The sequence below is a fragment of the Caballeronia novacaledonica genome, from assembly GCF_900258035.1.
Taxonomy (GTDB): domain Bacteria; phylum Pseudomonadota; class Gammaproteobacteria; order Burkholderiales; family Burkholderiaceae; genus Caballeronia; species Caballeronia novacaledonica.
Map to the genome: position 1 here is coordinate 793,866 of NZ_OGTP01000001.1, position 24,210 is coordinate 818,075.

Genomic DNA, 24,210 nt, shown 5'->3' on the forward strand with positions numbered 1-24,210 from the left:
GCTGCGAGTCGATTCAAAGCCCTGTCGAATAAGGGTTTTCTCTGTATCTCACGCGCCGGTGCCACGGGATTGCCCACTCGACCACGCTTGAAAAACCATCACTACGGGAACGATATGAACACGAAGCGACTGTCTGGAATGCTGGCAGCGGCGTGCGTCGCGGCGGCGAGCCTTGCCGTTCATGCCACGAGCGCAAGCGCGGAAACCACGTTGCAGCGCATCCAGCGCACCGGCGAGGTGCGCATCGGCTATGCGAACGAAACGCCTTTCGCTTACACGACGCCCGACGGCACCGTGACAGGCGAATCGCCCGAGATCGCGAAGAAGGTGTTCGCGAAGCTCGGCGTGAAGAAGGTCGATGCCGTGCTGACCGAATGGGGCGCGTTGATTCCGGGTCTGAAGGCAGGACGCTTCGACGTCATCGCGGCGGGCATGTACATCACGCCGGAACGCTGCAAGCAGGTGGCGTTCGCCGATCCGCAATACCAGATTCCCGACACGCTGCTCACGATGAAGGGCAATCCGAAGAACCTGCACAGCTATGCCGATGTCGCGAAGCAACCGGACACGAAACTTGCTGTGATGGCAGGGACGGCGGAGCTGGGTTATGCGCGGCAGGCGGGTATCAAGGACGACCAGATCCTGCAGGTTCCGGACACCACCGCGCAGTTGCAGGCCGTGCGCGCGCGCCGCGCCGATGCGGCGGTCGGCACCGCGTTGACGATGAAAGGTCTCGCCGAAAAGGGCGGTCCGCAAGTCGAATCGATCAGCCAGTTCAACGACGATCCGAAGCACACCGGTTACGGCGCGCTCGCATTTCGCCCCGAAGACACGGATCTGCGCGACGCCGTCAACAAGGAACTGCATCAGTGGCTCGGTACGGACGATCACCTGAAGACGGTCAAGCCCTTCGGCTTCGACAAGTCCAACGTGACGACCAAGAAGGCGCCGGAACTGTGCGCCGGTTGAGCAGGCCTCTATAGCGACGCGCAGCGTTCATCAATTTGCGAGGAACCGTCATGAGTGACCTCAATGAGCTTCTGCCCCTGATGATGAAGGGCACGCTCGTCACGATCCAGATCGCCGTCATCAGCATATTGCTCGCGATCGTCATGGCGGGCGTCGCGACGACGTTGCGCGCCGCGCCTTACCGCGTCGTGCGCTGGATCGGCAACGTGTATGTCGAGGTGTTTCGCGGCACGTCGTTGCTGGTGCAACTATTCTGGCTTTTCTTCGTGCTGCCGCTGCCGCCCTTCAACGTGCAACTGACGCCTTTCACGGTCGCGATCGTCGGTCTGGGACTGCACTACGGCGCGTATGGCTCGGAGATCCTGCGCGGCGCGCTGCGCTCGGTGCCCGGCGGTCAGTATGAAGCGGCGCTGGCGCTGAACATGCCCGCGGCCGCGCGGCTGCGACGCATCGTGCTGCCGCAGGCGATGATCAACGCGCTGCCGCCCGCGACCAACCTGATGATCGAGCTTCTGAAAGGCACGTCGCTGGTCTCGCTGATCACGCTCTCGGACCTCACGTTCCGCGCGCGCCAGCTCGACGAGGCGACCTTCAAGACGGCGGAAATCTTCGGGCTCACACTGCTCATCTACTTCGTGCTGGCGCAGGTGATCGTCGCTGTCATGCGCGTGTTCGAGCGGCGCGTGAGCAGCCATGTCGCCATTCGCCGTACTGTTCCGAGGGCTGCATCATGACATCGCTGGGTCAACTCTTCGATGTGAACTACGCGCTGCATATCCTGCCCGAACTCGCACGCGCGGCGATGTACACGATCGGCATCACGCTCGTCGGCTTCGCGATCGCACTCGTGCTCGGCCTCGCGCTCGCGATCATGCGGCGCAGCGATTTCGCGCCGCTCGCGAAGACGACCGCGTTCTTCATCGAGTTCATTCGCAGCACGCCGCTCCTGATTCAGGTGTACGTGCTCTTCTATGTCGCGCCGCTCTATGGCTTCACGATGTCCGCGCTGACGGCGGGCACGCTCGGCATCGCGGTGCACTATGCGTGCTACGTGTCGGAGGTGTATCGCGCGGGGCTCAACGGCGTGGCGCGCGGACAGTGGGAAGCGTCGTGCGCGCTGTCGCTCTCGCCGTGGCGCACCTATACGGGCGTGGTCTTGCCGCAGGCCATTCGCCCCGTGATTCCCGCGCTCGGCAACTATCTCGTCGCGATGTTCAAGGACACGCCGGTGCTCTCCGCGATCACCGTCGTCGAATTGATGCAGCAGGCCAAGAACATCGGCTCCGAGACGTTCCGCTATCTCGAACCGATCACCATGACCGGGATCTTCTTTCTCATCATCAGCGTGACGTTCGCTTCGGGCGTGCGTCATGTCGAACGGCGCGTGAGGCTGCCATGACCGCCACTCACCTTCAGGAGCAGCAGATGAAACGAGACCTCGACCCGGCGCTCGGCGCTGCAGCCGACGCCGGCGCCGGCGTGAACACGCCGATGGTGCGCTTTCGCAATGTCACCAAGCGCTATGGCGCGCTCACCGTGCTCGACGGCCTCGACCTCGATGTCGCGCCGAACGAAAAGGTGGCGATCATCGGGCCGAGCGGCTCGGGCAAGTCCACGCTCTTGCGCGTGCTGATGACGCTCGACCCGCTCACCGATGGCGTCATCGACGTGGACGGTCAGCCGCTCACGCACGAAATGCGCGGCGGCAAGCCGGTGCCTGCATCGCCGCGACATATCCGTCACGTGCGCAGCAAGATCGGCATGGTGTTTCAGAGCTTCAATCTGTTTCCGCACATGACCGCGCTCGCGAACACCATCGAAGCGCCGATGAGCGTGCTCGGTTTATCGAAGAAGGAAGCGATCGAACGCGCGCGCGAACTGCTTTCCATGGTCGGTCTTTCGGAGAAGTGCAATCACTATCCGTCGCAATTGTCGGGCGGGCAACAGCAGCGCGTCGCGATTGCGCGTGCGCTCGCGATGCGCCCGAAGATCATGCTCTTCGACGAGGTGACGTCCGCGCTCGATCCCGAGTTGTGCGGCGAAGTGCTCAACGTGATTCGCCGCCTCGGCGAAGAGCACAACCTGACGATGCTGATGGTCACGCATCAGATGGGCTTCGCAAAAGAGTTCGCGGATCGCGTGTGTTTCTTCTCGCAAGGCAAGATCATCGAGCAGGCGCCGCCGCAGCAGTTCTTCTCCGCGCCGCAACATGAACGCACGCGGCAGTTCCTGCGCGCGGTGACCGAAGCGCTTTGATCAGGCGTTTTTTCGCGGTCCGATAATTGCTTCGCGCTCTTCGCATGGCCTGATGTTCAGCCACCGGAGAGTGCGATGTCCCCCACCCTGCATAAAGTCGCGCGTTTTGCGGACCTTTCCGACGAGCGCGGCACGCGCGTATGCGTCAAAGGCGACGACGCGAAGGAAATCCCGATCCTGCTCGTGCGCGATGGCGACGACGTGCGCGCCTATACCGCCGAGTGTCCGCACGCGGGCGGCCCGCTCGACGAAGGCGCGATCTGCAACGGTCGTATCGTGTGCCCCTGGCACAAGGGCACATTCGAAGTGCGCGACGGCAGTCTCGTCGAACCGCCGCCGTTGAAAGCACTGACACGCTACGAAGCGACGATCACCGATGGTGACGTATACGTATCCGCGCAAGCCGTCGAAAGCGGCGAGGCGACGAAGAAGCAGACGAACGCGAGCCGGACCATGCTTATCGTCGGCGCGGGCGCGGCGGGCGCGGCTGCATGCTCCGCGTTGCGTGAAGCGGGCTTCGACGGACGCATCGTGCTCGCGGGCGAAGACGCGCACGAGCCCTACGATCGCACGTCGCTCAGCAAGTTCACGCTCGCAGGCGACATGCCGCCCGACGATGTTCCCCCGCTGCTCGACGATGATTTCTTCGCGAAGCACGACATCGAGCGTATCGAATCGCGGGCCGTTCATCTCGATCCGAATGAAAGGCGCGCCGAACTCGCGAACGGACAGAAGATCGATTACGACGCCGCGCTCGTGTGCACCGGCGGCATGCCGAAGCCGCTCGACATTCCCGGTGCGAATCTCAGGCATGTGCATGTGCTGCGCACGCGCGAAGACGCGCGCGCGATTCTGGCGTCGCTCGAAGGACGCAAGCGCGCGGTCATCGTCGGGGCGAGTTTCATCGGGCTCGAAGTGGCGTCCTGCTTGCGCAAGCAGAAGATCGACGTGACCGTTGTCGGGCCGGGCAAGGTGCCGTTCGCGAAGCAGTTCGGCGAGCGCATCGGCGAGATGTTCAGGATGCTGCACGAGAAGAACGGCGTGACGTTTCATATGAATGCGCACGTCAAGGCACTCGCGGGCGATGACGCCGTCAGCGAAGTGATCCTCGATACGGATCAGAAGATCGCGGCCGATATCGTGATCGCGGGCACGGGCGTCGAACCGGCGACGTCGTTTCTGTCGGGCATCGCGCTCGCGGACGATGGCGGCGTCAATGTCGATGCGAACATGCTCGCCGCATCCGCGCTTTACGCCGCCGGGGACATTGCACGCTTCCCTCCGTCTCGCCCGGATCAACGCGTTCGCATCGAGCACTGGCGCGTCGCGCAGCAGCATGCGCGTGTCGCCGCGTTCAACATGGCGGGTGAAGCGCGTGAATATGTCGGCGTGCCCTACTTCTGGACCTATCACTACGAGAAGACCTTCGACTATCTCGGGCATGTCGATCAGCCCGATAGCATCGAAATAGATGGCGATCTCGATGCGCAGCATTTCATCGCCTATCTGTTGAAGGATGGACGCGTGGGCGCGGTCGTCGCGTGCGAGCATGACGCAGCCGTATGCCGTCTCGCCGAAGCGATGCGCGAACCGTTGACGCTGGACGACGCGCGGCGCATCGCAAGCGCGTGAGCGCGCTTATGAAGCAATCGCGTTGAGGTAACGGCTATGACAACATCGAAGAAACGAACCAGCGGCGGCAAGCGGCCCAGCACGCGCCAAAGGCACTCGCTCGCGAGCGCGCGCAAGAAGCCGGCGCACTCCCCGCATCGCTGGTCACATCATGTGATGGAAACGAGCGATGCCATGGATATCCAGCGCGATATCTTCAAGACCGGCAATGCGCAGGAAATCGCCGATTCGCTCAAACGCTCGTCGACGCGAAGCGCGCGACGCAAAGGCTCGCCGTTTCAATCGGCCATGTCGATGCTCAACTTCTACATCAATCGCGCCGGACGCAATCTACCGAAGTCACGCAAAAGCACGCTCGAACGCGCGAAAAAACGCCTGCGCGAAGCATTCGGCCGCAAGCCCTGAACAAGAGCGCGCGGCCTCGTCGGAACGAGACCGCGCGCATTGCTTCCTGCCACTCATCCAGAACGATCAGGGTTGACGCTGGCCGCCTTTGTGCTGCGGCAACGGCTGGTTCTGCTGCTTCTGACCCGACTGCTGGTCTTGTTGCGGCTGCCCCGGTGACCGCTCTTGCTGGCCGTGTTGCCGTTGTGACGGATTCGATTGATTCGGCGTCGATGGCTGATTGCCCATTTGCTTTTGATTTCCGCTCATGAAGTCCTCCTGGCTATGTCATCGCTCGGACACGCGTGATGACGTTGCAGTGGTGAAAGCCGCGGCTCGCGCCGCATCGTTTTACGAGCATCACGCGTACCAGAAGGTCCATCCGCATTCCTGCGTCCAGTGCGAAGCCCATGAACGCCGCATGCGTGGAAAAACTGCCAGCCGCGTGCAAGCCTTGCAAGGAACGCCGCTTGCTCCGTCTAGCGAGACAACCCAAGGAGACGGCAATGGCTCAGGAACCCCCTCTCAATCCCGGCGATGAAGCCGAGCCCGGCGCAACAGGCACGGGCGAAGATCTTTGTCCGGATTGCAACGGCTCGGGCAAGCGCGATGGCGCCGAGTGCAAGACATGCGGCGGTACAGGCAAGGTGACGCAAGGCATCGGCGGCGGCTGAATTTCAACGCCGGAATCGTCAGGAGGACAGATTTGAAAACGCAGACGAAGCAACTCACGCGAGCAATGGCGATAGCCCTGATGCTCGCGAGCGGCGCGGCCGCCGCCGACGATTACGCGCAAGGCTTCGGCCCGAATCCCACGCTGCCCGCGCCGCACAAAGCGCTGATGCCCACGGTCAACATCGCGCCGGCCAAGCCGTGGACGCAAGGACAGAAGCCGACCGCAGCGCCGGGCTTCGACGTGACCGCGTTCGGTGCGGGGCTCGATCATCCGCGCTGGGTCGCGACGCTGCCCAATGGCGATGTGCTCGTCGCGGAAAGCAATGGGCCCGCGAAGCACGATGAAAACGCCGGCATCAAGGGCTTCGTGATGAAGAAGGTCCAGAAGCGCGCGGGCGCCGCCGTGGAAAGCCCGGACCGCATCATGCTGCTGCGCGATGCCGACGGCGATGGCGTCGCCGAAACGCGCACCGTATTCATCGACAAGCTACATTCTCCGTTCGGCATGGCGCTCGTCGGCGATGAACTCTACGTGGCGGATACCGACGCAATCCTGCGCTTCAAGTACGAGACCGGCGCGACGCAAATCACGACGCCCGGCGAGAAGTTCATGGACCTGCCCGCTGGCGACATCAATCACCACTGGACCAAGAACATCATCGCGAGCCGCGACGGCAAGAAGCTCTATGTGACGATCGGGTCGAACAGCAACGCGGCGGAAAATGGCATCGACGCCGAGAAGGACCGCGCGGCGATCATGGAAGTGGATATCGAATCGAAGCAGGCGCGCCTGTTCGCAACGGGTCTGCGCAACCCGAACGGCATGTCGTGGCAACCGCAAAGCGGCGCGCTCTGGACCGTGGTGAACGAGCGCGACGAGCTCGGCGACGAACTCGTACCCGACTATCTGACATCCGTAAAAGATGGCGCGTTTTACGGATGGCCGTATAGCTATTACGGCCAGCACGTCGATGATCGCGTGAAGCCGCAGCGCGCGGATCTCGTGCAATCGGCGATCTTGCCCGACTATGCGATCGGTGCGCACACCGCTTCGCTCGGGCTCGCGTTCTACGACGGCAAGGCGTTTGCCGAGCGCTATCGCAACGGCGCGTTCATCGGTCAGCATGGCTCGTGGAATCGCAAGCCGAGGAGCGGCTACAAAGTCATCTTCGTGCCGTTCGACAACGGCAAGCCTTCGGGTCCGCCGGAAGATATCCTGACGGGCTTCGTCTCGTCGGACGGTCATGCGCTCGGGCGGCCTGTCGGCGTCGCGGTGGATGGCAAAGGCGCGTTGCTCGTCGCCGATGACGTCGGCAACACGGTATGGCGGGTCGCGCCCGCCTCGAAGTGAATGGCCGCGAAGAAGCCGAATCGCGGCGCGAAAAGCCTGTTCGCGCTCGCGGAACGGCAGATCGTCGGGCTCTACGATGCGGGCGTGATGTCGCCCGCCGTGCTGCATCATGTCGTCGCGGCTTATGCGGAGAGCGGCATCGACTGGAACGAAGAAAGCACGCTGCGAACCGTGGATGGCCATTCGGTGCATGAAGCCGTCGTGCTCGTGATGATGCCGGGGCGCGCATTGAAGAACGCGCGGAAGGACTTCATGTCGGTCGTCGCGCATCTCGCGGGCGGCGAATCTTCATCAGAAGATGACGAACCCGCGGAGCAAGAGGACGAAGACCTGCTGAGTCAACTGGGCGGCAATACGCCGTCGCGTTCGAATACGCGGGCGGCGAAAAAGAGCACGCAAGCGGACGAGCCGAAGCGCGCGGCTTTCAATCCGCTCGTCGGCGCGCGTGCCGTTCCGGGGCGCGACAAGCGTTGAGCGCGATCAATGCGGCACGCCCGGCGCGATCAGGTCGAGCAGATCGTCCATGTCGAAAGGCTTTGCGAGTATCGGCACGCCGAGATGCTTCGCGCGCTCCAATTCGTCGGCGTAACCCGTCATCAGCACGAGCTTTTGCGAAGGAAGCCGCGTGATGATCTGCTCGGCCAGATCGATCCCGTTCATGCGGCCGGGCATCTGCACGTCCGACAGCACGAGATCGAAGCCATAGCCTTCGCCCAGCAGCGCGAACGCGGCATCGGCGCTCTCCTCGTGATGCACCGTGCAGCCGAGCACTTCGAGCACCGCCGTCACGCCCGCCGCGACATCCGCGTTGTCCTCCACCAGCAGCACCGACGTGCCACGCAGCGGGCGCTCCTCGTCGTCGGTCACGGGCACGATCGGCGATGTCGCGACATCCGGCGGCACGTACGCTTTCGACATCTCCGGCGCCGGTCCATGATGACGCGGCAAATAGAGCCTCACCGTCGTACCCGCACCCGTCACGCTCGTGATGCGCGCAGTGCCGCCCGCCTGCTCGCAGGCGGCAAGCACCTGCGTGAGGCCGAGCCCGGTGCCCGCGCCGCGCTGCTTCGTCGTGAAAAGCGGCTCGAAGGCGCGCCGCTGAACCTGCTCGGTCATGCCTTCGCCGTTGTCGGTGATCGAGACGAGCACGTATTCGCCGTCGGGGATATCCGTCTCCGCGCCGCGCACGCGCGCATTCTGGCAGCGGATCAGCACGCGCCCGCCGTGCGGCATCGCATCGTTCGCATTCACCGCGACATTCACGAGCGCAAGCTCCAGCTCGACCGGATCGGCCATCACCTTCCAGAGATCGGGCGACAGCTCCAGCGTCACCATGACCGCCGGATGCACCGATTTCTTCACGAGATCGAGCACGCTTCTCAGCCAGCCGGCCGGATCGATCAGTTCCTGCCTGAGCGGCTGCTTGCGCGCGACGCTCATGAGCCGCCGCGCGAGCGATTCCGCGCCCGCCGTGGCGCGCTCCACCGCGAGCACTTCGCTTTCGACGTCGTTGAAGCGCTTGCGCCGCGCAAGCTCCATGTTCGACCCGACCACCATCAGCAGATTGTTGAAGTCGTGCGCGACGTTCGCGACGAGATTGCCGAGCGCGCCCATGCGCCGCAATTGACGGCTCGACGCTTCGATCGAAAGCCGCGTCGCGACTTCGGCCTGCCAGCGTTCCCATGCGGCCTGTTCGGCGTCGAGCCGGCGAATCGAAAACGCGATCAGGAGCCACACCGCGATGCACGGCGCCAACGCGATCGCCGCGACGAGCGCGAGATTGTCGCGCCAGCGCTTCTCGACGATGGAGGTCGCGTAGCCCGTCGATACATACAGCGGATAGTCGCCCACGCGACGGAACGCAAGCAGCCGCTCGACGTGATCGACGCTCGAACGCATGCGCATGCTGCCGTACAGTTCGTTGTTGCGAAAAGCGCTGGTGAATGGCGTATTCGTTGCAGGCTGCGCGCTGTCCGCGCGCTCCGGAAAACGCGCGACGATATTGCCGTCGCGCCGATACAGCCCGATGACGAGCGCGCGATCGCCCGCCGCGAGTTCGCGATAGAAGTCCGTGAAGTAGTCGCGCTTCAACGCGATCGACACGACGCCGAGAAACTGCCCGCTGCGGCCGATGCGGCCCATGGTCGTCGTGAACACATCGGAACGCGCGACCTTGCCGCGCAACGGCAACGAAAAATAGGTGACGGGCGCGACGGCGCGCGCGGACTGAAAGTCGTCGCGCTCCGCAATCGACACGGCGGGCGCCGGATACCAGCGGCTGTTCGCGAGCAGCGCGCCTTTTTCGCCGAACACGGAAATCGCGGCGATCTGCGCGAGCGTGCCGCTCATGTCGTCGAGCGTGCGGTGCAGTCCTTCCTCGCGGCTTTTGATGGACGCATCGTCGCTATCGCCGAGCAGATCGACGACGCGCGTTTCCAGTTGCTGATTCAGGTCCATCACCTTCAGCGCGTGCTCGTCGGCGACGCGCGAAAGACGTTCGGTCAGTTCGCGTGCGTCCGCGAAGCGGCGCTGATGATCGTAATAGCCGTAAATGCCCAGGCACGCGAGCGGAATCACGATCGATGCGCCGAGCACGAGCAGCAGCATCTTTCGCATCGACGCGAAATTGCGCACAGGCAGCGGCAGATCGAATGTCGCGGTCTCTGTGGAGTCCAAGCGGTGCGCCTCCGAGGAAATCGACCGGCATATCGTACCCGGCGCGCGATGGAAGCGGTATGAAGAATAAAGGTCGCCGTTCAGCGAAGCGCGTGGCTGCGCCAGTCGTCATGGGGCGTGATCGGCAAGACGCGCTTGTGGTGCGTGGCCTCGTGGAAGCGGTAGACGGTGGCGTAGACGTGATCGGAAACCTGCTTGCCCTCGAGAAAATCGTCGATGTCCTCGTAGCTGATGCCGTAGCTGTCTTCGTCGGGCTTCATCGGCGTGAGCGTTTCGAGGTCGGCGGTCGGCACCTTTCTGGAGACGTCGATGCCCGCGCCGAGCGCTTCCGCGAGCGCGCGCACGCGGCGCTTGTTCAGGCCATAAAGCGGCAGCACGTCCGCGCCGCCGTCGCCGAACTTGGTGAAGAAGCCCATCAGCGATTCGGCCGCGTGGTCCGTGCCGATCACCACGCCCGCGTGCGCGGCGGCCACCGCGTATTGCGCGATCATCCGCTGGCGCGCCTTGATGTTGCCGAGCACGAAGTCCTCGTGCCGCACGTCGCGATACAGCAGTCCCGACGACGCGAGCGATTCGCGCATCGCGTCGGCGGCGGGTTTCACGTTGACGGTAAGCGTTTCGTCGGGCCGGACGAACGCGAGCGCGCGCTTTGCATCGGCTTCGTCGCGCTGCTCGCCGTAAGGAAGACGCATCGCGATGAAGCGCGCATCGACGTGACGCGCCCGCAGGCGCTCGACCGCGAGTTGCGCGAGACGTCCCGCCGTCGACGAATCCACGCCGCCGCTGATGCCGAGCACGTAAGTCTTGAGCCTCTGCGCTTCGAGATAATCGGCGAGAAATGCGATGCGGCGTTCGCGTTCGGCGTCGAGATCGAAGACCGGCGCGACCTTCAATTCCTCGATGATGCGGTGCTGACGCAAGGCGTGATCGTTCGACATCGTGGGCTCGCTCGGCTGATGAACTTCGTCACGCTACAGCAAAGCGCGAATCTTCGCGTCACCCCGCCATTTCCCGGTCCGGCGTGGCCGAGATGCGATGAATCGCGAGATCGGCGCCGTTGAATTCTTCCTCGCGATCGAGCCGCAAGCCAACCGTCATCTTGATTGCGCCGTACACCGCCGCGCCGCCCGCGAGCGCCAGCGCCACCGCGCCGACGGTGCCGATGATCTGCGAGCCCATCGACACGCCGCCGATGCCGCCGAACGCCTTCTGCCCGAAGACGCCCGCCGCGATGCCGCCCCACGCGCCGCACATGCCGTGCAGCGGCCACACGCCGAGCACGTCGTCGATGCGCCAGCGGTTCTGCACGCATGTGAACATCTGGACGAAAAGCACGCCCGCGACCGCGCCGACGATCAGCGCGCCGAGCGGATGCATGATGTCCGAGCCCGCGCACACCGCGACGAGACCCGCGAGCGGGCCGTTGTACGTGAAGCCCGGATCGTTGCGGCCGGCGAACCAGGCGGCGAGCGTGCCGCCGACCATCGCCATCAGCGAATTCACCGCGACGAGGCCGCTGATCTTGTCGACGGTCTGCGCGCTCATCACGTTGAAGCCGAACCAGCCGACCGCCAGCACCCAGGCGCCGAGCGCGAGAAACGGAATGCTCGAAGGCGGATGCGCGGCGATGCGTCCGTCCTTGTGATACCGCCCGTGACGCGGCCCGAGCAGCAGCACCGCCGGCAGCGCGACCCAGCCGCCGAACGCATGCACGACGACCGATCCGGCGAAGTCGTGAAACGGCGCGCCGAACGCCTGCGTGAGCCAGCCCTGAATGCCGAAGCGCTCGTTCCACGCCACGCCTTCCAGCAACGGATAAATGAAGCCGACGATCACGCAGGTCGCGAACAGTTGCGGATTGAACTTCGAACGCTCGGCGATGCCGCCCGACACGATCGCCGGAATCGCGGCCGCGAACGTCAGCAGGAAAAAGAAGCGCACGAGCGCGTAGCCGTTGTGTTCGGCGAGGATATCGGCGCTGTGCATGAACTGCACGCCATACGCGATGTTGTAGCCGATGAAGAAGTACGCCAGCGTCGACACCGCGAAATCCACGAGAATCTTCACGAGCGCATTCACCTGATTCTCACGGCGCACGGTGCCGAGTTCGAGAAAGGCGAAGCCCGCATGCATTGCAAGCACCATTGCGGCGCCCAGCAGCAGAAAGAGAGTGTTGGTTCCGGATTGAAGTGCCTGCATGTTTCGCGCGGTCGGATTTGTAAAAAAGGAAGTCACATCGCAAGTTCCGGGCCAAGTTGGCGCAATCGGCATCGAAACGGTGCGCCGGCGAGACGTGGCGCGATAAGACATGGTGCAACGTGCGCCGTGAGCGCTCATGGCGAATCGCTCCGATTTGGTGCAATGCCCCGTTATGTCGCATTGCATGCACCTGCGACGAACCGTATCGCGCCGTCACGACGTTGCTTCGCGCGACGAGTATCCTGAAGCTGGATCGATGCAGAAAATGGAGCCGCCGATGTCGCCTCGCATCGAGTATCTGGGCGAGCACGTGCGCATGGAACCGCATGCGCGCGATCCGCGTGTCGTCACGGTCGTGCTCGATCGCCCCGAGCGGCGCAACGCGGTGGATCGCCCTATCGCGGATGCGCTGCGCGAAGCGTTCGAGCGCTTCGACGCAAACGATGCATTGTCGGTCGCCGTGCTGTGGGGCGCGGGCGGCACGTTCTGCGCGGGCGCGGATCTCTCCGCTTTCGACGACGACGCGCGCCGCAACGAAATCCATCCCGACGGCAGCGGCCCCGGCCCGATGGGCCCGACGCGCCTCGCGCTGAACAAGCCCGTGATCGCGGCGATCGCGGGCCACGCGGTCGCGGGCGGACTCGAACTCGCGGCCTGGTGCGATATGCGCGTCGTCGAGGAACAGGCGGTGCTCGGCGTGTTCTGCAGGCGCGTCGGCGTGCCGCTCATCGACGGCGGCACGATTCGGCTGCCGCGTCTCGTCGGCCTGTCGCGTGCGCTGGATCTGATCCTCACCGGGCGCGCGGTCGATGCGCACGAAGCGCTCGCCATCGGCCTCGCGAATCGCCTTGCGCCGCCGGGCGAAGCGCGCGGCGTCGCGGAAGCGCTCGCGTGCGAGCTGGCCGCGTGGCCGCAAGCCGCGTTGCGGGCCGACTTGCGCTCGGTGCACGAGAACGCGTTCGACGCCGATATCGCTCGCGCATTGCAGCGTGAAGGTGCGAACGGATATCGCTCGATATTCGACGAAGGTCTCGACGGCGCGACGCGTTTTCTTGCGCGCGCGTCGGCCCCGAAAGGAAAGGCAACATGAACGCCGTGTTCGAGAACCGCAGGGCGGCGGGCCGTGAGCTCGCGCAGCATCTCAGCGCCTACAAGGGACGCGGCGACGTCACCGTGCTCGCGTTGCCGCGCGGCGGCGTGCCCGTCGCGTATGAAGTGGCGTGCGCGCTCGGCGCGCGTCTGGACGTGCTCGTCGTGCGCAAGCTCGGCGTGCCGGTTCAGCCCGAACTCGCGATGGGCGCGATCGCATCCGGCGATGCGTTCTATCTCGACGAGCGCATCGTCGAATACGCGGGCGTCGCGAAAGACGATCTCGAACGCGTGATCGAGATGGAGCGCGCGGAACTCGCCCGGCGCGAGACGCTGTATCGCGGCTCGCAGCCGCCGCTCGATATCGACGGACGCATCGCGATCATCGTCGATGACGGCATGGCCACCGGCGCGACGATGAAGGCCGCCGCAATGTCTTTGCGTCGTGCGCAGCCGGCGAAAGTCGTCGCGGCGCTGCCGGTCGCGCCGCTCGATTCCGAAGCGCGCGTGAACGAAGTCGTCGACGAATTCGTCTGCGTGATACGCCCGCGTCATTACTTCGGCGTCGGGCAGTTCTACATCGACTTCGATCAGACGAGCGACGACGAAGTGCGCGAACTGCTCGACGCGGCGCGCAAGGCTGCCTAGCGCATCCAGGGCGCGTCGAGCGCTTCCTGCGTCTTGCCGTATTGCTCGCGCGCCGCCTGCAACACCGATTTCCCGATGACGCCGTCATCCACGAGCGATTTCAACGCGGCAATGACGATCGACACGCGATCCACTTCGAAGAACGCGCGCAACGATTGACGCGTGTCGCTGCGGCCGAAACCGTCGGTGCCGAGCGTGACGTAGCGGCGCGGCACGTAGGCGCGAATGAGTTCCGGCACGGCGCGCACGTAATCCGTCGCGGCGATCACCGGCCCGCGCGATCCTTCGAGCGCGCGCGTGACGAAGGGCACGTTCGCGTCGTCGTTCAGGCGCGCGAGACGCTCGCACGACGCGCCGTCGCGATGCAGCTCCGTAAAGCTCGTCACGCTCCACACGGCAGCGCCGATGTTCCAGTCGTCTTTCAGCATCGTGCGCGCGGCGATCGCTTCGTTGAGAATCGCGCCGGACCCGAGCAGTTGCACCTGCGCATCGGCGGCGCCGGCATCGATACGATAAATGCCGCGCAGAATGCCTTCGCGCGTGTGCGTATCCAGCGAGCCGCCGGGCGCGGAAGGCTGCGCGTAATTCTCGTTGGTTACCGTGACGTAATAGAAGACGTCGTTCTGGCGCTCCATCATTTCCTGCATGCCTTCGTCGACGATCGCCGCGACTTCGTACGCGAACGCGGGATCGTAGGCGCGGCAGTTCGGAATCGTCGATGCGGCGAGATGGCTCGTGCCGTCCTGATGCTGCAAGCCTTCGCCGCCGAGCGTCGTGCGCCCCGCCGTCGCGCCGATCAAAAAGCCGCGCGAGCGCTGATCCGCCGCCGCGAAGATCAGATCGCCGATGCGCTGGAAACCGAACATCGAGTAGTAGATGTAGAACGGCAGCATCGGCAAATCGTGAACGCTGTACGACGTCGCCGCCGCGATCCACGACGACACCGCGCCCGCCTCCGAGATGCCTTCTTCGAGAATCTGCCCGCGCGTGTCTTCGCGGTAATAGAGCATCGAGCCCATATCCTCCGGCTCGTACAACTGGCCGAGCGGCGAATAGATGCCCACTTGCCTGAAGAGGTTCGCCATGCCGAACGTGCGCGCCTCGTCCGCGACCACCGGCACGACGCGCGGCCCGAGCGTCTTGTCCTTCAGCAGGCTGCCGAGCATGCGCACGAAGGCCATCGTCGTCGACATTTCCTTGCCGGATGCGTCGAGCGCGAATTGCCCCCACGCATCGAGCGCGGGCGGCGTAGTGCCTTGCGACGCCCGCGCGCGACGGCGCGGCAGATAACCGCCCAATGCCGCGCGACGTTCATGCAGATAGCGCATCTCGGGCGCGTCGTCCGCGGGCTTGTAGAACCTGACCTGCTCGACGTCTTCATCCGACAGCGGCAAACGGAAGCGATCGCGGAACTGCTTGAGATCGTCGAGATCGAGCTTCTTCTGTTGATGCGTCGTCATGCGGCCCTGCCCGACCGCGCCCATGCCGAAGCCCTTCATCGTCTTGGCGAGAATCACGGTCGGCTGGCCCTTGTGCGAAAGCGCCTTCGCGTAGGCCGCGTGCAGCTTGCGGACATCGTGGCCGCCGCGGCGCAAGCGGTCGATATCTTCATCCGACATATGCGCGACGAGTGACGCGAGTTCCGGATTCTGGCCGAAGAAACGCTCGCGGTTGTAGCGGCCGTCGTTGGCCGAGAAGGTCTGGAACTGGCCGTCGACCGTATGCGCGAAAGCGCGCAGCAACGCGTTCGTGCGATCGCGCGCGAACAGCGCGTCCCAGTCCGATCCCCACAGCACCTTGATCACGTTCCAGCCTGCGCCCGTGAATTGGGCTTCGAGCTCGTCGACGATGCGTCCGTTGCTGCGCACGGGGCCATCGAGCCGCTGCAGATTGCAGTTGATGACGAACACGAGATTATCGAGTTGCTCGCGCGCCGCGAGCGACAGCGCGCCGATCGATTCGGGCTCGTCCATTTCGCCGTCGCCGAAGAAGCCCCACACCTTGCGCCCTTCCGTGCGCAGCAGATTGCGGTTCTGCACGTAGCGCATGAAACGCGCTTGATAAATCGAGTTGATCGGACCGATGCCCATGGAGCCGGTCGGGAATTGCCAGAAGTCGGGCATCAGCCACGGATGCGGATACGAGCACAAACCCGGTCCGGCAATCTCGCGCCGATAATGCTTCAGATGTTCTTCGCCGAGAAAGCCTTCGAGATAGGCGCGCGCATAAACACCCGGCGACGAATGCGGCTGAAAGTAGACGATATCGCCGCCATTGTTCGCGTCGGCGGCTTTGAAGAAGTGATTGAAGCCAACTTCGAACAGATCCGCCGCCGACGCATAACTCGCAATGTGCCCGCCCAGTTCGCCATAGGCGCGATTCGCGCGCACGACCATCGCGAGCGCATTCCAGCGCAGCACGGCGGCGAGCTTTTCCTCGGTGTCGAGATTGCCGGGATAAGGCGTCTGTTGCGATACGGGAATCGTGTTCGCGTAGGGCGTCGCGCGCGCCCGCGCCGATTCGACGCCCACCGACAGCGCATGCTCCGCGAGCCTGTCGAAGATATATTGCGCGCGGTCGCGGCCGACATGCGCGACGACGGCATCGAGCGCCTCCAGCCATTCGGCGGTTTCGCCGGGATCGCTGTCCTCGCGTCCCTTGGCGATCGAAAGAAGCTGGGTGGTTCCGCTCGATAAGTCGGTCATGGCGCGACTCCGCTGTGGCTGAAAGATGATTCAAGCATATCCAGTGACGCGCAGAATGTGCGTCTCATTTGGCTGCCGGCTCACTTTACGGTAGTGTGTTTATTCTTCGAAAATGCCAAAAACCGGAATCTTTCGACTATGACGACAACCGTGAAGCAGCGCCTCGACCGCACCGACATCGGCATATTGAACCAGCTTCAGCACAACGCGCGCATCACCAATTCGGAACTCGCGCGCGCAGTGAATCTCTCGCCGACGCCCTGCTTCAATCGCGTGCGCGCGCTGGAAAAAGCGGGGCTTTTCAAGCAGCACGTCACGTTGCTCAACCCGGAAGCGCTCGGCCTTTCCATCAATGTCTTCATTCAGGTCAGTCTGGAAAAGCAGATCAAGGACGCGCTCGCGCGTTTCGAGCAGGCGATCAGCGAGCGCCCTGAAGTAATGGAGTGTTATCTGATGACGGGCGACGCCGATTACCTGTTGCGCGTCGTCCTGCCCGACGTGGCCGCGCTCGAGCGCTTCATCCTCGAACGGCTCACGAAAATGCCGGGCGTCTCCAACATTCGTTCGAGCTTCGCGCTCAAACAGGTGCGCTACAAAACCGCTCTGCCGCTGCCCGCGTCCGGGCTTACCCTGCCCGATCAGAACGCCGACGAAGCCGAATGGACGTGATCGTTTCGCGACAGCGGCCGATCGAACTTAACTGCTCCCGTAATTCTTGCGATGACGCAGCGCGTCGCCTATAACTCGTGTGGCCTATCCGGCATGTTTTCCCTGCTTGACGTGTTCCTCTGACGAAGCTTCACGCACGCGAGAACGACATGAACCTCGACACCGTACGTGTATTCATCATGACGCGCGGCGTCGACTTCGCGATCATGGTCGTCGGCGCGATCGCGCTGTGGATCATCGGCCGCTGGCTCATCGGCCTCGTCACGAGCACGATGCGCAAGCTGCTCTCGCGCAACGGCCGCGTCGATCCGACGCTCGCGCATTATCTCGGCTCGATCGTCGGCGTCATTCTCAATCTGCTGCTCATCCTCGCGATTCTGCAGATTTTCGGCGTCCAGACCACGTCTTTCGCCGCGCTGCTCGCGGGTCTCGGTCTCGCCATCGGCACCGCGTGGGGCGGGCTGCTCGCGCACTTCGCGGCGGGCGTGTTCATGCAGGTGCTGCGGCCTTTCAAAGTGGGCGATTTCGTGACCGCGGGCGGCGTGACCGGCACCGTCACCGAACTCGGCCTCTTCGGCACGACGATCACGACACCCGACAACGTCGCCGCGATCATCGGCAACAACAAGATCTTTTCCGACACGATCTGGAATTTCAGCCTGCTGCCGCATCGGCGTGTCGAGTTGACGGCGAAGATCGCCAATGGCGTCGATCCGCTCGATGCCATCGCGCGGCTGAAGGAAGCCGTCGCGAAGATCCCGAATGTCGCGACCACGCCGCCGCCGGATGTCGAAGTGCTGTCCTTCACGCCCGAAGGCCCGCTGTTGTGCGTGCGGCCCTATACCAATACCGCCGACTACTGGCAGGTCTATTTCGACACCAATCGCGCGATCATCGAAACATTCAAGCAGGCCGGCTATCCGACGCCGGAAACGCCGCTTGTGCGCCGCGTCCTGAACTGATTTTCATGCGCCAATGCTGAACTAGAATGGGTGGAACCGGCGCTGCTCGCGCCGGATCACCGGTCGCGCGCGGAGGATGCCATGCCGACTTACCAATACCGTTGTCAGGATTGCGGCGAGAACTTCGAGCACGCGGAGCACATTGCCGAACACGCGACGGTGCAGCTCAAATGCCCGAAGTGCGGCAGCGAGAAAGTCGCGCATGCGCCCGCGCCGTTCGTCGCGAAGACCACCAAGAAAAGCTGATCGTCACGCCGCGCGAAACCGGACCTCGTGCGACGGCAGGCCGCCCAGACGTTGCGCGACGTGATCGATGAACGCGCGCAAACGCGGCGCTTCGTGACGGCTCGGCGGCCACAAAATCTGGAACACGCCTTCGGTGCGCATGTGCGTGCCGAGCACCGCGCGCAGCAAGCCGCCTTCCAGTGCGCTCTTCGCGATGAAATCCGGCACGCATGCGAGGCCCAGGCCCGAGATGCAGGCGGCCAGCACCGCTTCCATGTCGTTGAACGTGAGCGTCGCGTGCGGATCGATGGCGAAGGTGTGATCGTCGCGCGCGAAGCGCCAGGGCTCGGGCCGGCCGCTCGCCGGAGAACGGAAGCGGATGCAGGCATGGCCTTCGAGATCGGCGGGCGTCGCCGGCTCGCCGTGTCCCGCGAAATAGGCGGGCGAACCGATCACCACCGGGCCATATTGCGCGAGCGGCCGCGCGAGCAATTGCGAATCGGCGAGACGTCCCGTGCGGATCACCGCGTCATAACCTTCCTGCGTGACGTCGACCACGCGATCGCTGAAATCGATATCCAGTTCGATATCCGGATAACGCCGCCTGAATTCCGGCACGAGCGGCATCAAAAGCCGGCTGCCGAGCGACGGCGCGCTGATTCGCAAGCGGCCGCGCGGCGAAGAAGTCGAATGAAACAGCTCGTTTTCCGCGTCTTCGAGATCGGCGAGCATGCGCTTGCAGCGCGCGAAGAAGCGCGCGCCTTCGTGCGTGAGACCGATCCGGCGCGTCGTGCGATTGAGCAGTTGCACGCCGAGCTTCGCTTCGAGCCGCATCACGCTCTTGCCCACCGCCGACGCCGACAGCCCGAGCGCACGCCCCGCCGCCACGAAACTGCCCGACTCCGCCGCGCGCACGAACGCGACCATGCCGGAGAGGCTTTCTGTCGAGGGATGCGCTCCGGGCGAACTGCCGGCAAGAGAACCAAGCGGAGCCTGCGATGGAACGGTCGTCATATTCATGGTCTGGCGGGAAGTGAGGCGCGACGGAATGCGCCTGTCTTCTGCATGAACGTTTTCGGCGACGATTTATTCCCGCGAACCCGCCGTGCGCGCTTACCAGACGAAGGGCACGAGCCGATAGCGCACGCGTTGCGCGTATTGCGCATAGCCTTCGAGATGCGCGACGAGTTCGCGCTCTTCCATCACCGTGCGCCAGACGATTCCCGCGAGCAGCAGCACGGAGAACGCGAGGCCGCACCACGAGCCGAGTACGAGCGCGCTCGCCGGAATCATGATGCCGGCGGCCGCATAAAGGGGATGACGCACGACCGCATACGGCCCGCTCGATATGACGCGATGTCCGCGCTCTCGCTGAATCTTCACGACGGGCGCGAGAAACGTGTTCGCGAGAAACACGTGCGCGACGAGCCAGAACGACACTGCGACGAGCGCTGCGCCCACCGATGCGAGCCACAGCGGCATGACGGACCAGCGAAAGCGCACGACGTCGAGCCCCATCAGCGCGAGCCACGCGCACCACAGCGCGCCCATCGCGAGGAGAAAGACCTTGTCCCACAGCGGCTGACCGGACTGCATCGGCGAGCGCATGCGTTCGGCGAGCAATGCCGGGTCGCGCCGCGCGATGAGCACCGTGACCACGCCGCCGCCGCCGAACATCAGCAGCATCCACGCCCAGCCGGCGCCCCATTCGAGCGTGCCCGCCGCGCCGAACAACAGCGCGATGAACAGCGCCGCCTCGACGATGATTGCGATCGCAACTTTCGACGCGAGCGGCATGACGTGTCGCTGCGCCTCAGCCGTTCAGTTCCTCGTGCAGCGCGACATATTCCTGCGCGAGCTTGTGACGGGGTTCGAGGTAGATCATCGGGCGCGCGTGCTGATGGCTCTCGCGAATTTTCACGGAGAGCGACAGATGCGAATTGAGCACAGGCAGATCCTCACCGCGCAGTTCGTCGACGAGTTGCTGCGGCAGGCTCGCGCGCGGCTGAAACTGATTGATGACGATGCCCTCGACGCTCAGATCCGGATTGTGATCGTGGCGGATTTCCTGCACGTTTTCGAGCACCGAATAGAGGGCGCGACGCGAGAAGTCGTCGCAATCGAACGGGATCAGGCAGCGCTCGACCGCGATCAGCGCCGAGCGCGTGAAGAAATTTAGCGCGGGCGGCGTGTCGATATAGACGGCGTCGTATTGTTTCAGGCCCTTCAGCGCGTCGCGCAGCTTATAGATTTTGTAGCGCGATTCGAGCTTGCTCTGCAGCGCTTCGAGATTCGGATTCGACGGCACGATGTCGAGATTTTCAAACGGCGTCGAATGAATGAAAGATTCGAACGCCGGCTCGCGAAAGCTATAGCTCAATGCCGATTCGAAGAAACTCGCGAGATTCGGCTGGGCGTCGCGGGCTTCGGCGCCGAGCAGATACTGGCTCGCGTTGCCTTGCGGATCGAGGTCGATCACCAGGGTGCGCAGGCCGCGCGAGGCGCTGATCGCGGCGAGATTGCAGACGATGGTGGACTTGCCTACGCCACCCTTTTGATTGAAGACCACACGGCGCATCGGGTTATTCATCCTCGGTTGTGAACGCTCGTTTTTTTATGCGTTCTGTCTGGGTCGATCGGTTCCCGGCCTGTGATCTTAGCGCACCAAAATGACAGGGCTGTCCGGTTGGGGCTTACCCCTAAACCAAAACCAGCTCAGGCCCGCGCGACGCCAGCGCCCGCCGCATATTTTCATCCGGCGCAGCCTCACAAACCAGATACCGCACCAGCTCGAACCCGCGAATCCTCACCGGCGTGACCGCTCCGAACTTCGACCGGTCGGCCACGACAACCGCACAAGAAGCCGACGCAATCATCCGCCCGCGCACTTCGGCGGCAAGCCGCGAATAATCCGTGAGATGCGCATCGTTCGTAATGCCGCCCGCGCCGACGAAAGCGAAATCCGCGTGATATTGCGCGAGCTGCTGAAGCGTATCGAGGCCGAAAGTCGCATCTTCGAGATCGGCGAGCTCGCCGCCGAGCAGATTCACGCGATTGCCATTGCGCCGCGCAAGCAACATCGCGATACGCCAGTCGTTGGTATAGACCGTCAGCCGCTGCCGCTCGGCGAGCGCCCGCGCGACGGCCTGCGTCGTGCTGCCCGAATCGATGATGAGCGACGCTCCGTCCGGGACGAACGCCGCCGCACGCGCGCCGATCGCATGCTTGGCCGCCGCATTCTTCGCCTCGCGGACATCGACATGCGGCTCGCTCCGGCCGATCGACAGCGCGCCGCCATGCGTCGTCATCACGAGGCCGCGCCCGGCGAGCGTATTCAGGTCGCGCCGCACGGTCTCGCGCGACACCGACAACGCGCGCACGAGGTCGGCCACCGCGAGCGCGCCATGCTTGTCCAGCTCGGAGAGAATGTATTGATGACGTTGTTCGGCGAGCATCGTTCGACGATGAAAGAAGGCGAGGCGGCGTGTGGAGTTTAGCGGCCTTATGTGGCATTTCTTTGGCAGGCTCCGACGCCTCGGGCCGTGGCGCGCAATGCATTCTTTCCGCAGGGTGCGCAATCCACGGACACGGGTCCGCTAGACTGAGCCGCTCCGCAAAGGCTTTGGACGAGGCTATCCGATGTACAAGAAAGGCGTGGTGATCGAAATTCAGTTTCCTCCCGACCGCTTGAACGATGCAGCGGGCGATCCCTACTGGATCGATCTCACGCTCGACGAAGCCAGGCGGTTGCATGCGCAACTATCGCGGCGCTTCGAGGGCGATGCGCGCGCCAATCAGCCGCTCGACACCTTCACGATCGAGTGACGCGCCCACACCGGCGAGTGCACGGTTAGACAAGACGTGCGCGATCCGTCGATCGCATACTCGCGCATCTCGTTTCGCCGCACGCCTCACATGCTTTCGATTCTCGCCGCGCCCGTCTTCGTGTTTCTCTGGTCGACGGGCTTCATCGTCGCACGGGCCATCACGCCTTACGTCGATCCGAATCTGTATCTGCTCGCGCGCTTTTCCGGCACCACGCTGCTGTTTTTCGCGATCGCCGCAATCACGCGCGCGCCCTGGCCGAAAGGACGCGACATCGCCCGGCATCTCCTTGCCGGCGCGCTGCTGCAAGGCGTCTATCTCGGCGCGGGCTACTGGGCCGTCGCGCAAGGGCTCGGCGCGGGCATCATGGCGCTGCTCGGCGCGCTGCAACCGCTGCTGACCGCCGCCGTCGCCGCGCGGCTCTTCGGCGAACGGCTCTCTTCGCGCGCGTGGGGCGGGCTCGCGCTCGGTCTCGCCGGCGTCGCGCTCGTGCTCGCGCCGAAGATCGCGGCGAGCGGCGCGCACGCCGGACATGCGGCGGGCGCGCATGCGTCGCAGTGGATCGTCGTGATGATCGCGCTGCTCTCCGTCGTCGCGATCACGGCGGGCACGCTGTATCAGAAGACCTCGCTCGCACGCGCCGACATTCGCAGCGCCAGCGCATTGCAGAACGCGGGCGCGGCGCTCGTCGCGCTCATGCTCGCGATGGCGCTCGGAGAGCATCGCTTCATTGCGTCGATGACGACGTGGCTCGCGCTCGCATGGGGCATCGTGATGCTCTCGGGTGTCGCGACGACGCTGCTCGTGTGGATGGTCCGGCGCGGCGACGCATCGCGCGCAACCGCCCTGCTGTTTCTCGCGCCGCCGCTCGCCGCGCTCGAAAGCTTTGTCGCGTTCGGCGAAACGCTCGACGCGGTGCAACTCGCGGGCTTCGGCGTCGCGCTCGCGGGCGTGCTGCTCGCGCGCGCGAAATAGCGCCTCGGATACGGTTCAATCGACCGTGTCCGCGCCCGCCGGAATATGCGCGCGCACCGCCTTGCCCGGACCCGGCGCCCACGCCGGCCGCGCCTTCCTGCCCGTATCGATGACGACGAGATAGTGGCCCGCCCACGGCGTCGTCTTGCGCGTGGCCTTCAGAACCCACATCGATTCGCCCTCTTCGGCGCGCGCCTCGTATTGCGCATCGAGGATGCCGTGGTGATCGAAGAACGTATTCAGCGTCGACGGAATGCGCACGCAGCCCTTCGAATGCCGCATGCCGAGCAGCGGCTCCAGTTTCTCGGGATCGGTGGCGTGCATCTGGAAGCGCATCGGCGACTTGCCGCCTTTGCCCCAGCCGCGCTCGCCGTCGGCCCAGCCGAAATCGTAGATGCGCATGTCGCGCGCGCCGTAGCCGCGAATCTTGAACTCGTTCAGCGTGCCCTCGGCGCGAAAGTCCATGTTGCCCGGCACGTGCTGGAACACGCCGAGCGGCGTGACGAAGTGATCGTAGGTGCCGGGGCGGCCCGTCGATACCGGCGACGCGCCGATCATGGACCAGGCATCGCCCGGCTTTGCGCGGAAGTAGACGAGCGCGGCCTGCACGTTCGCACTGCGATCGACGAGCACAACGAACTCGTTGGCGAGATCGCCGTGGCCGTCTTCGTCGAGCGCGCGTTGCAGCGAGCGGCCGTAGGCCTGCTGGTCCGCAACGGGCACCGTGAGCCGCCGGTCGACTTCGTTCGCGAAGTTCTGCCGCATCGCGTATGCGCCCGCCGGCGACATGCCGGTTCGCTGCGCGAGATTGGGTTCGGGCGGCTCCGGCGGCAAGGGCACTTCCGGCGCCTGTGCTTCGGATGCGGCGCTCGCCGCCGACGCCGCGGAGGCCGCCGACGCCGCGGAGGCCGCCGATGCCGCGCTCGCCGCCGATGCCGCCGAAGCCTCGGCAGCCGCCGACGCCTGCGCG

Annotated in this window: 26 protein-coding genes; 16 read left to right on the forward strand and 10 right to left on the reverse strand. The window is 64.4% G+C overall.

All coding sequences use genetic code 11. The features are described from left to right. Positions 1–114 precede the first annotated feature (114 nt). The 6 genes from ehuB (at position 115) to NOV72_RS03735 (ending at position 5,262) form a co-directional block, all read left to right on the forward strand. Entirely contained in the window at positions 115–969 is an 855-nt protein-coding gene (gene ehuB / locus NOV72_RS03710) for an ectoine/hydroxyectoine ABC transporter substrate-binding protein EhuB (protein WP_106853171.1), read from the forward strand. Between the two features lie 50 nt (positions 970–1,019). Beyond that, positions 1,020–1,703, forward strand: coding sequence for an ectoine/hydroxyectoine ABC transporter permease subunit EhuC (ehuC, locus tag NOV72_RS03715; protein ID WP_181290827.1), 684 nt, complete (start codon positions 1,020–1,022; stop codon positions 1,701–1,703). Between the two features lie 5 nt (positions 1,704–1,708). Continuing rightward, positions 1,709–2,368, forward strand: a complete 660-nt coding sequence (gene ehuD / locus NOV72_RS03720; protein ID WP_216858850.1) for an ectoine/hydroxyectoine ABC transporter permease subunit EhuD — start codon at positions 1,709–1,711, stop codon at positions 2,366–2,368. Beyond that, positions 2,365–3,225: an ectoine/hydroxyectoine ABC transporter ATP-binding protein EhuA gene (gene ehuA, locus NOV72_RS03725; protein WP_245932870.1), complete on the forward strand. Its 861-nt coding sequence runs from the start codon at positions 2,365–2,367 to the stop codon at positions 3,223–3,225. Before ehuD ends, ehuA begins: the two co-directional genes overlap by 4 nt. A 75-nt stretch (positions 3,226–3,300) precedes the next feature. Next, entirely contained in the window at positions 3,301–4,857 is a 1,557-nt protein-coding gene (locus NOV72_RS03730; RefSeq protein WP_106853173.1) for an FAD-dependent oxidoreductase, read from the forward strand. 36 nt (positions 4,858–4,893) lie between these two features. Beyond that, entirely contained in the window at positions 4,894–5,262 is a 369-nt protein-coding gene (locus tag NOV72_RS03735) for a DUF3175 domain-containing protein (protein WP_106853174.1), read from the forward strand. A gap of 66 nt (positions 5,263–5,328) precedes the next feature. Here NOV72_RS03735 and NOV72_RS31820 read toward each other — a convergent pair whose 3' ends face one another. Next, on the reverse strand, positions 5,329–5,511 hold the full coding sequence (locus NOV72_RS31820) for a hypothetical protein (RefSeq protein ID WP_146149941.1): 183 nt from the start codon (positions 5,509–5,511) through the stop codon (positions 5,329–5,331). A gap of 236 nt (positions 5,512–5,747) precedes the next feature. Here NOV72_RS31820 and NOV72_RS32175 point away from each other — a divergent pair, with 236 nt between their 5' ends. The 3 genes from NOV72_RS32175 (at position 5,748) to NOV72_RS03745 (ending at position 7,741) form a co-directional block, all read left to right on the forward strand. Next, a complete protein-coding gene (locus tag NOV72_RS32175; protein WP_181290829.1) occupies positions 5,748–5,915 on the forward strand; it encodes a hypothetical protein in 168 nt (55 codons plus the stop codon). Between the two features lie 65 nt (positions 5,916–5,980). Further along, positions 5,981–7,267 (forward strand): PQQ-dependent sugar dehydrogenase, encoded by a 1,287-nt coding sequence (locus NOV72_RS03740; protein WP_216858851.1) that lies wholly within the window; start codon positions 5,981–5,983, stop codon positions 7,265–7,267. Then, positions 7,268–7,741 carry a hypothetical protein gene (locus tag NOV72_RS03745; protein WP_106853176.1) on the forward strand — a complete coding sequence of 158 codons (474 nt, stop codon included), beginning with the start codon at positions 7,268–7,270 and terminating at the stop codon, positions 7,739–7,741. 6 nt (positions 7,742–7,747) lie between these two features. On the opposite strand, the gene NOV72_RS03750 is transcribed toward NOV72_RS03745, so the two are convergent. The 3 genes from NOV72_RS03750 to NOV72_RS03760 all read right to left on the reverse strand — a co-directional run bounded on the left by NOV72_RS03750 (position 7,748) and on the right by NOV72_RS03760 (position 12,142). Beyond that, positions 7,748–9,943 carry a hybrid sensor histidine kinase/response regulator gene (locus NOV72_RS03750; protein WP_106853177.1) on the reverse strand — a complete coding sequence of 732 codons (2,196 nt, stop codon included), beginning with the start codon at positions 9,941–9,943 and terminating at the stop codon, positions 7,748–7,750. Between the two features lie 80 nt (positions 9,944–10,023). Then, entirely contained in the window at positions 10,024–10,881 is an 858-nt protein-coding gene (gene nadE, locus NOV72_RS03755) for an ammonia-dependent NAD(+) synthetase (protein ID WP_106853178.1), read from the reverse strand. A gap of 58 nt (positions 10,882–10,939) precedes the next feature. Then, positions 10,940–12,142: an ammonium transporter gene (locus NOV72_RS03760; protein ID WP_106853179.1), complete on the reverse strand. Its 1,203-nt coding sequence runs from the start codon at positions 12,140–12,142 to the stop codon at positions 10,940–10,942. A gap of 277 nt (positions 12,143–12,419) precedes the next feature. Here NOV72_RS03760 and NOV72_RS03765 point away from each other — a divergent pair, with 277 nt between their 5' ends. Further along, positions 12,420–13,232, forward strand: a complete 813-nt coding sequence (locus NOV72_RS03765; RefSeq protein ID WP_106853287.1) for a crotonase/enoyl-CoA hydratase family protein — start codon at positions 12,420–12,422, stop codon at positions 13,230–13,232. Next, positions 13,229–13,879, forward strand: coding sequence for a phosphoribosyltransferase (locus NOV72_RS03770; protein ID WP_106853180.1), 651 nt, complete (start codon positions 13,229–13,231; stop codon positions 13,877–13,879). Before NOV72_RS03765 ends, NOV72_RS03770 begins: the two co-directional genes overlap by 4 nt. Here the strand turns inward: NOV72_RS03770 and mdeB are convergent. Then, complete coding sequence (gene mdeB, locus NOV72_RS03775) at positions 13,876–16,584, reverse strand: alpha-ketoglutarate dehydrogenase (RefSeq protein WP_106853181.1); 2,709 nt, start codon at positions 16,582–16,584, stop codon at positions 13,876–13,878. The two genes, NOV72_RS03770 and mdeB, sit on opposite strands and share 4 nt — an antisense overlap. Before the next feature lie 138 nt (positions 16,585–16,722). On the opposite strand from mdeB, the gene NOV72_RS03780 reads away from it, so the two are divergent. The 3 genes from NOV72_RS03780 (at position 16,723) to NOV72_RS03790 (ending at position 18,461) form a co-directional block, all read left to right on the forward strand. After that, positions 16,723–17,253 (forward strand): Lrp/AsnC family transcriptional regulator, encoded by a 531-nt coding sequence (locus NOV72_RS03780; RefSeq protein ID WP_106853182.1) that lies wholly within the window; start codon positions 16,723–16,725, stop codon positions 17,251–17,253. A 149-nt stretch (positions 17,254–17,402) separates the two neighbouring features. Beyond that, the gene (locus NOV72_RS03785) at positions 17,403–18,215 is read left to right on the forward strand and encodes a mechanosensitive ion channel family protein (RefSeq protein WP_106853183.1); all 813 of its coding nucleotides are present in this window, start codon (positions 17,403–17,405) and stop codon (positions 18,213–18,215) included. A gap of 81 nt (positions 18,216–18,296) precedes the next feature. Then, positions 18,297–18,461, forward strand: a complete 165-nt coding sequence (locus NOV72_RS03790; RefSeq protein ID WP_061118154.1) for an FmdB family zinc ribbon protein — start codon at positions 18,297–18,299, stop codon at positions 18,459–18,461. 3 nt (positions 18,462–18,464) lie between these two features. Here NOV72_RS03790 and NOV72_RS03795 read toward each other — a convergent pair whose 3' ends face one another. The 4 genes from NOV72_RS03795 to NOV72_RS03810 form a co-directional block, all read right to left on the reverse strand. Further along, a complete protein-coding gene (locus NOV72_RS03795) occupies positions 18,465–19,367 on the reverse strand; it encodes a LysR family transcriptional regulator (protein ID WP_106853184.1) in 903 nt (300 codons plus the stop codon). A 186-nt stretch (positions 19,368–19,553) separates the two neighbouring features. Further along, positions 19,554–20,237 (reverse strand): methyltransferase family protein, encoded by a 684-nt coding sequence (locus tag NOV72_RS03800; protein ID WP_106853185.1) that lies wholly within the window; start codon positions 20,235–20,237, stop codon positions 19,554–19,556. Positions 20,238–20,253: 16 nt separating this feature from the next. Next, the gene (locus NOV72_RS03805) at positions 20,254–21,018 is read right to left on the reverse strand and encodes a ParA family protein (protein ID WP_106853186.1); all 765 of its coding nucleotides are present in this window, start codon (positions 21,016–21,018) and stop codon (positions 20,254–20,256) included. A 121-nt stretch (positions 21,019–21,139) separates the two neighbouring features. Continuing rightward, positions 21,140–21,895, reverse strand: a complete 756-nt coding sequence (locus NOV72_RS03810; protein WP_106853187.1) for a DeoR/GlpR family DNA-binding transcription regulator — start codon at positions 21,893–21,895, stop codon at positions 21,140–21,142. Between the two features lie 184 nt (positions 21,896–22,079). Here NOV72_RS03810 and NOV72_RS03815 point away from each other — a divergent pair, with 184 nt between their 5' ends. After that, positions 22,080–22,265: a hypothetical protein gene (locus NOV72_RS03815; protein ID WP_106853188.1), complete on the forward strand. Its 186-nt coding sequence runs from the start codon at positions 22,080–22,082 to the stop codon at positions 22,263–22,265. Positions 22,266–22,355: 90 nt separating this feature from the next. Beyond that, complete coding sequence (locus tag NOV72_RS03820; protein WP_106853288.1) at positions 22,356–23,240, forward strand: DMT family transporter; 885 nt, start codon at positions 22,356–22,358, stop codon at positions 23,238–23,240. A gap of 15 nt (positions 23,241–23,255) precedes the next feature. On the opposite strand, the gene NOV72_RS03825 is transcribed toward NOV72_RS03820, so the two are convergent. Further along, the coding region (locus tag NOV72_RS03825; protein WP_106853189.1) for a L,D-transpeptidase at positions 23,256–24,210 on the reverse strand (955 nt) is incomplete at its 5' end.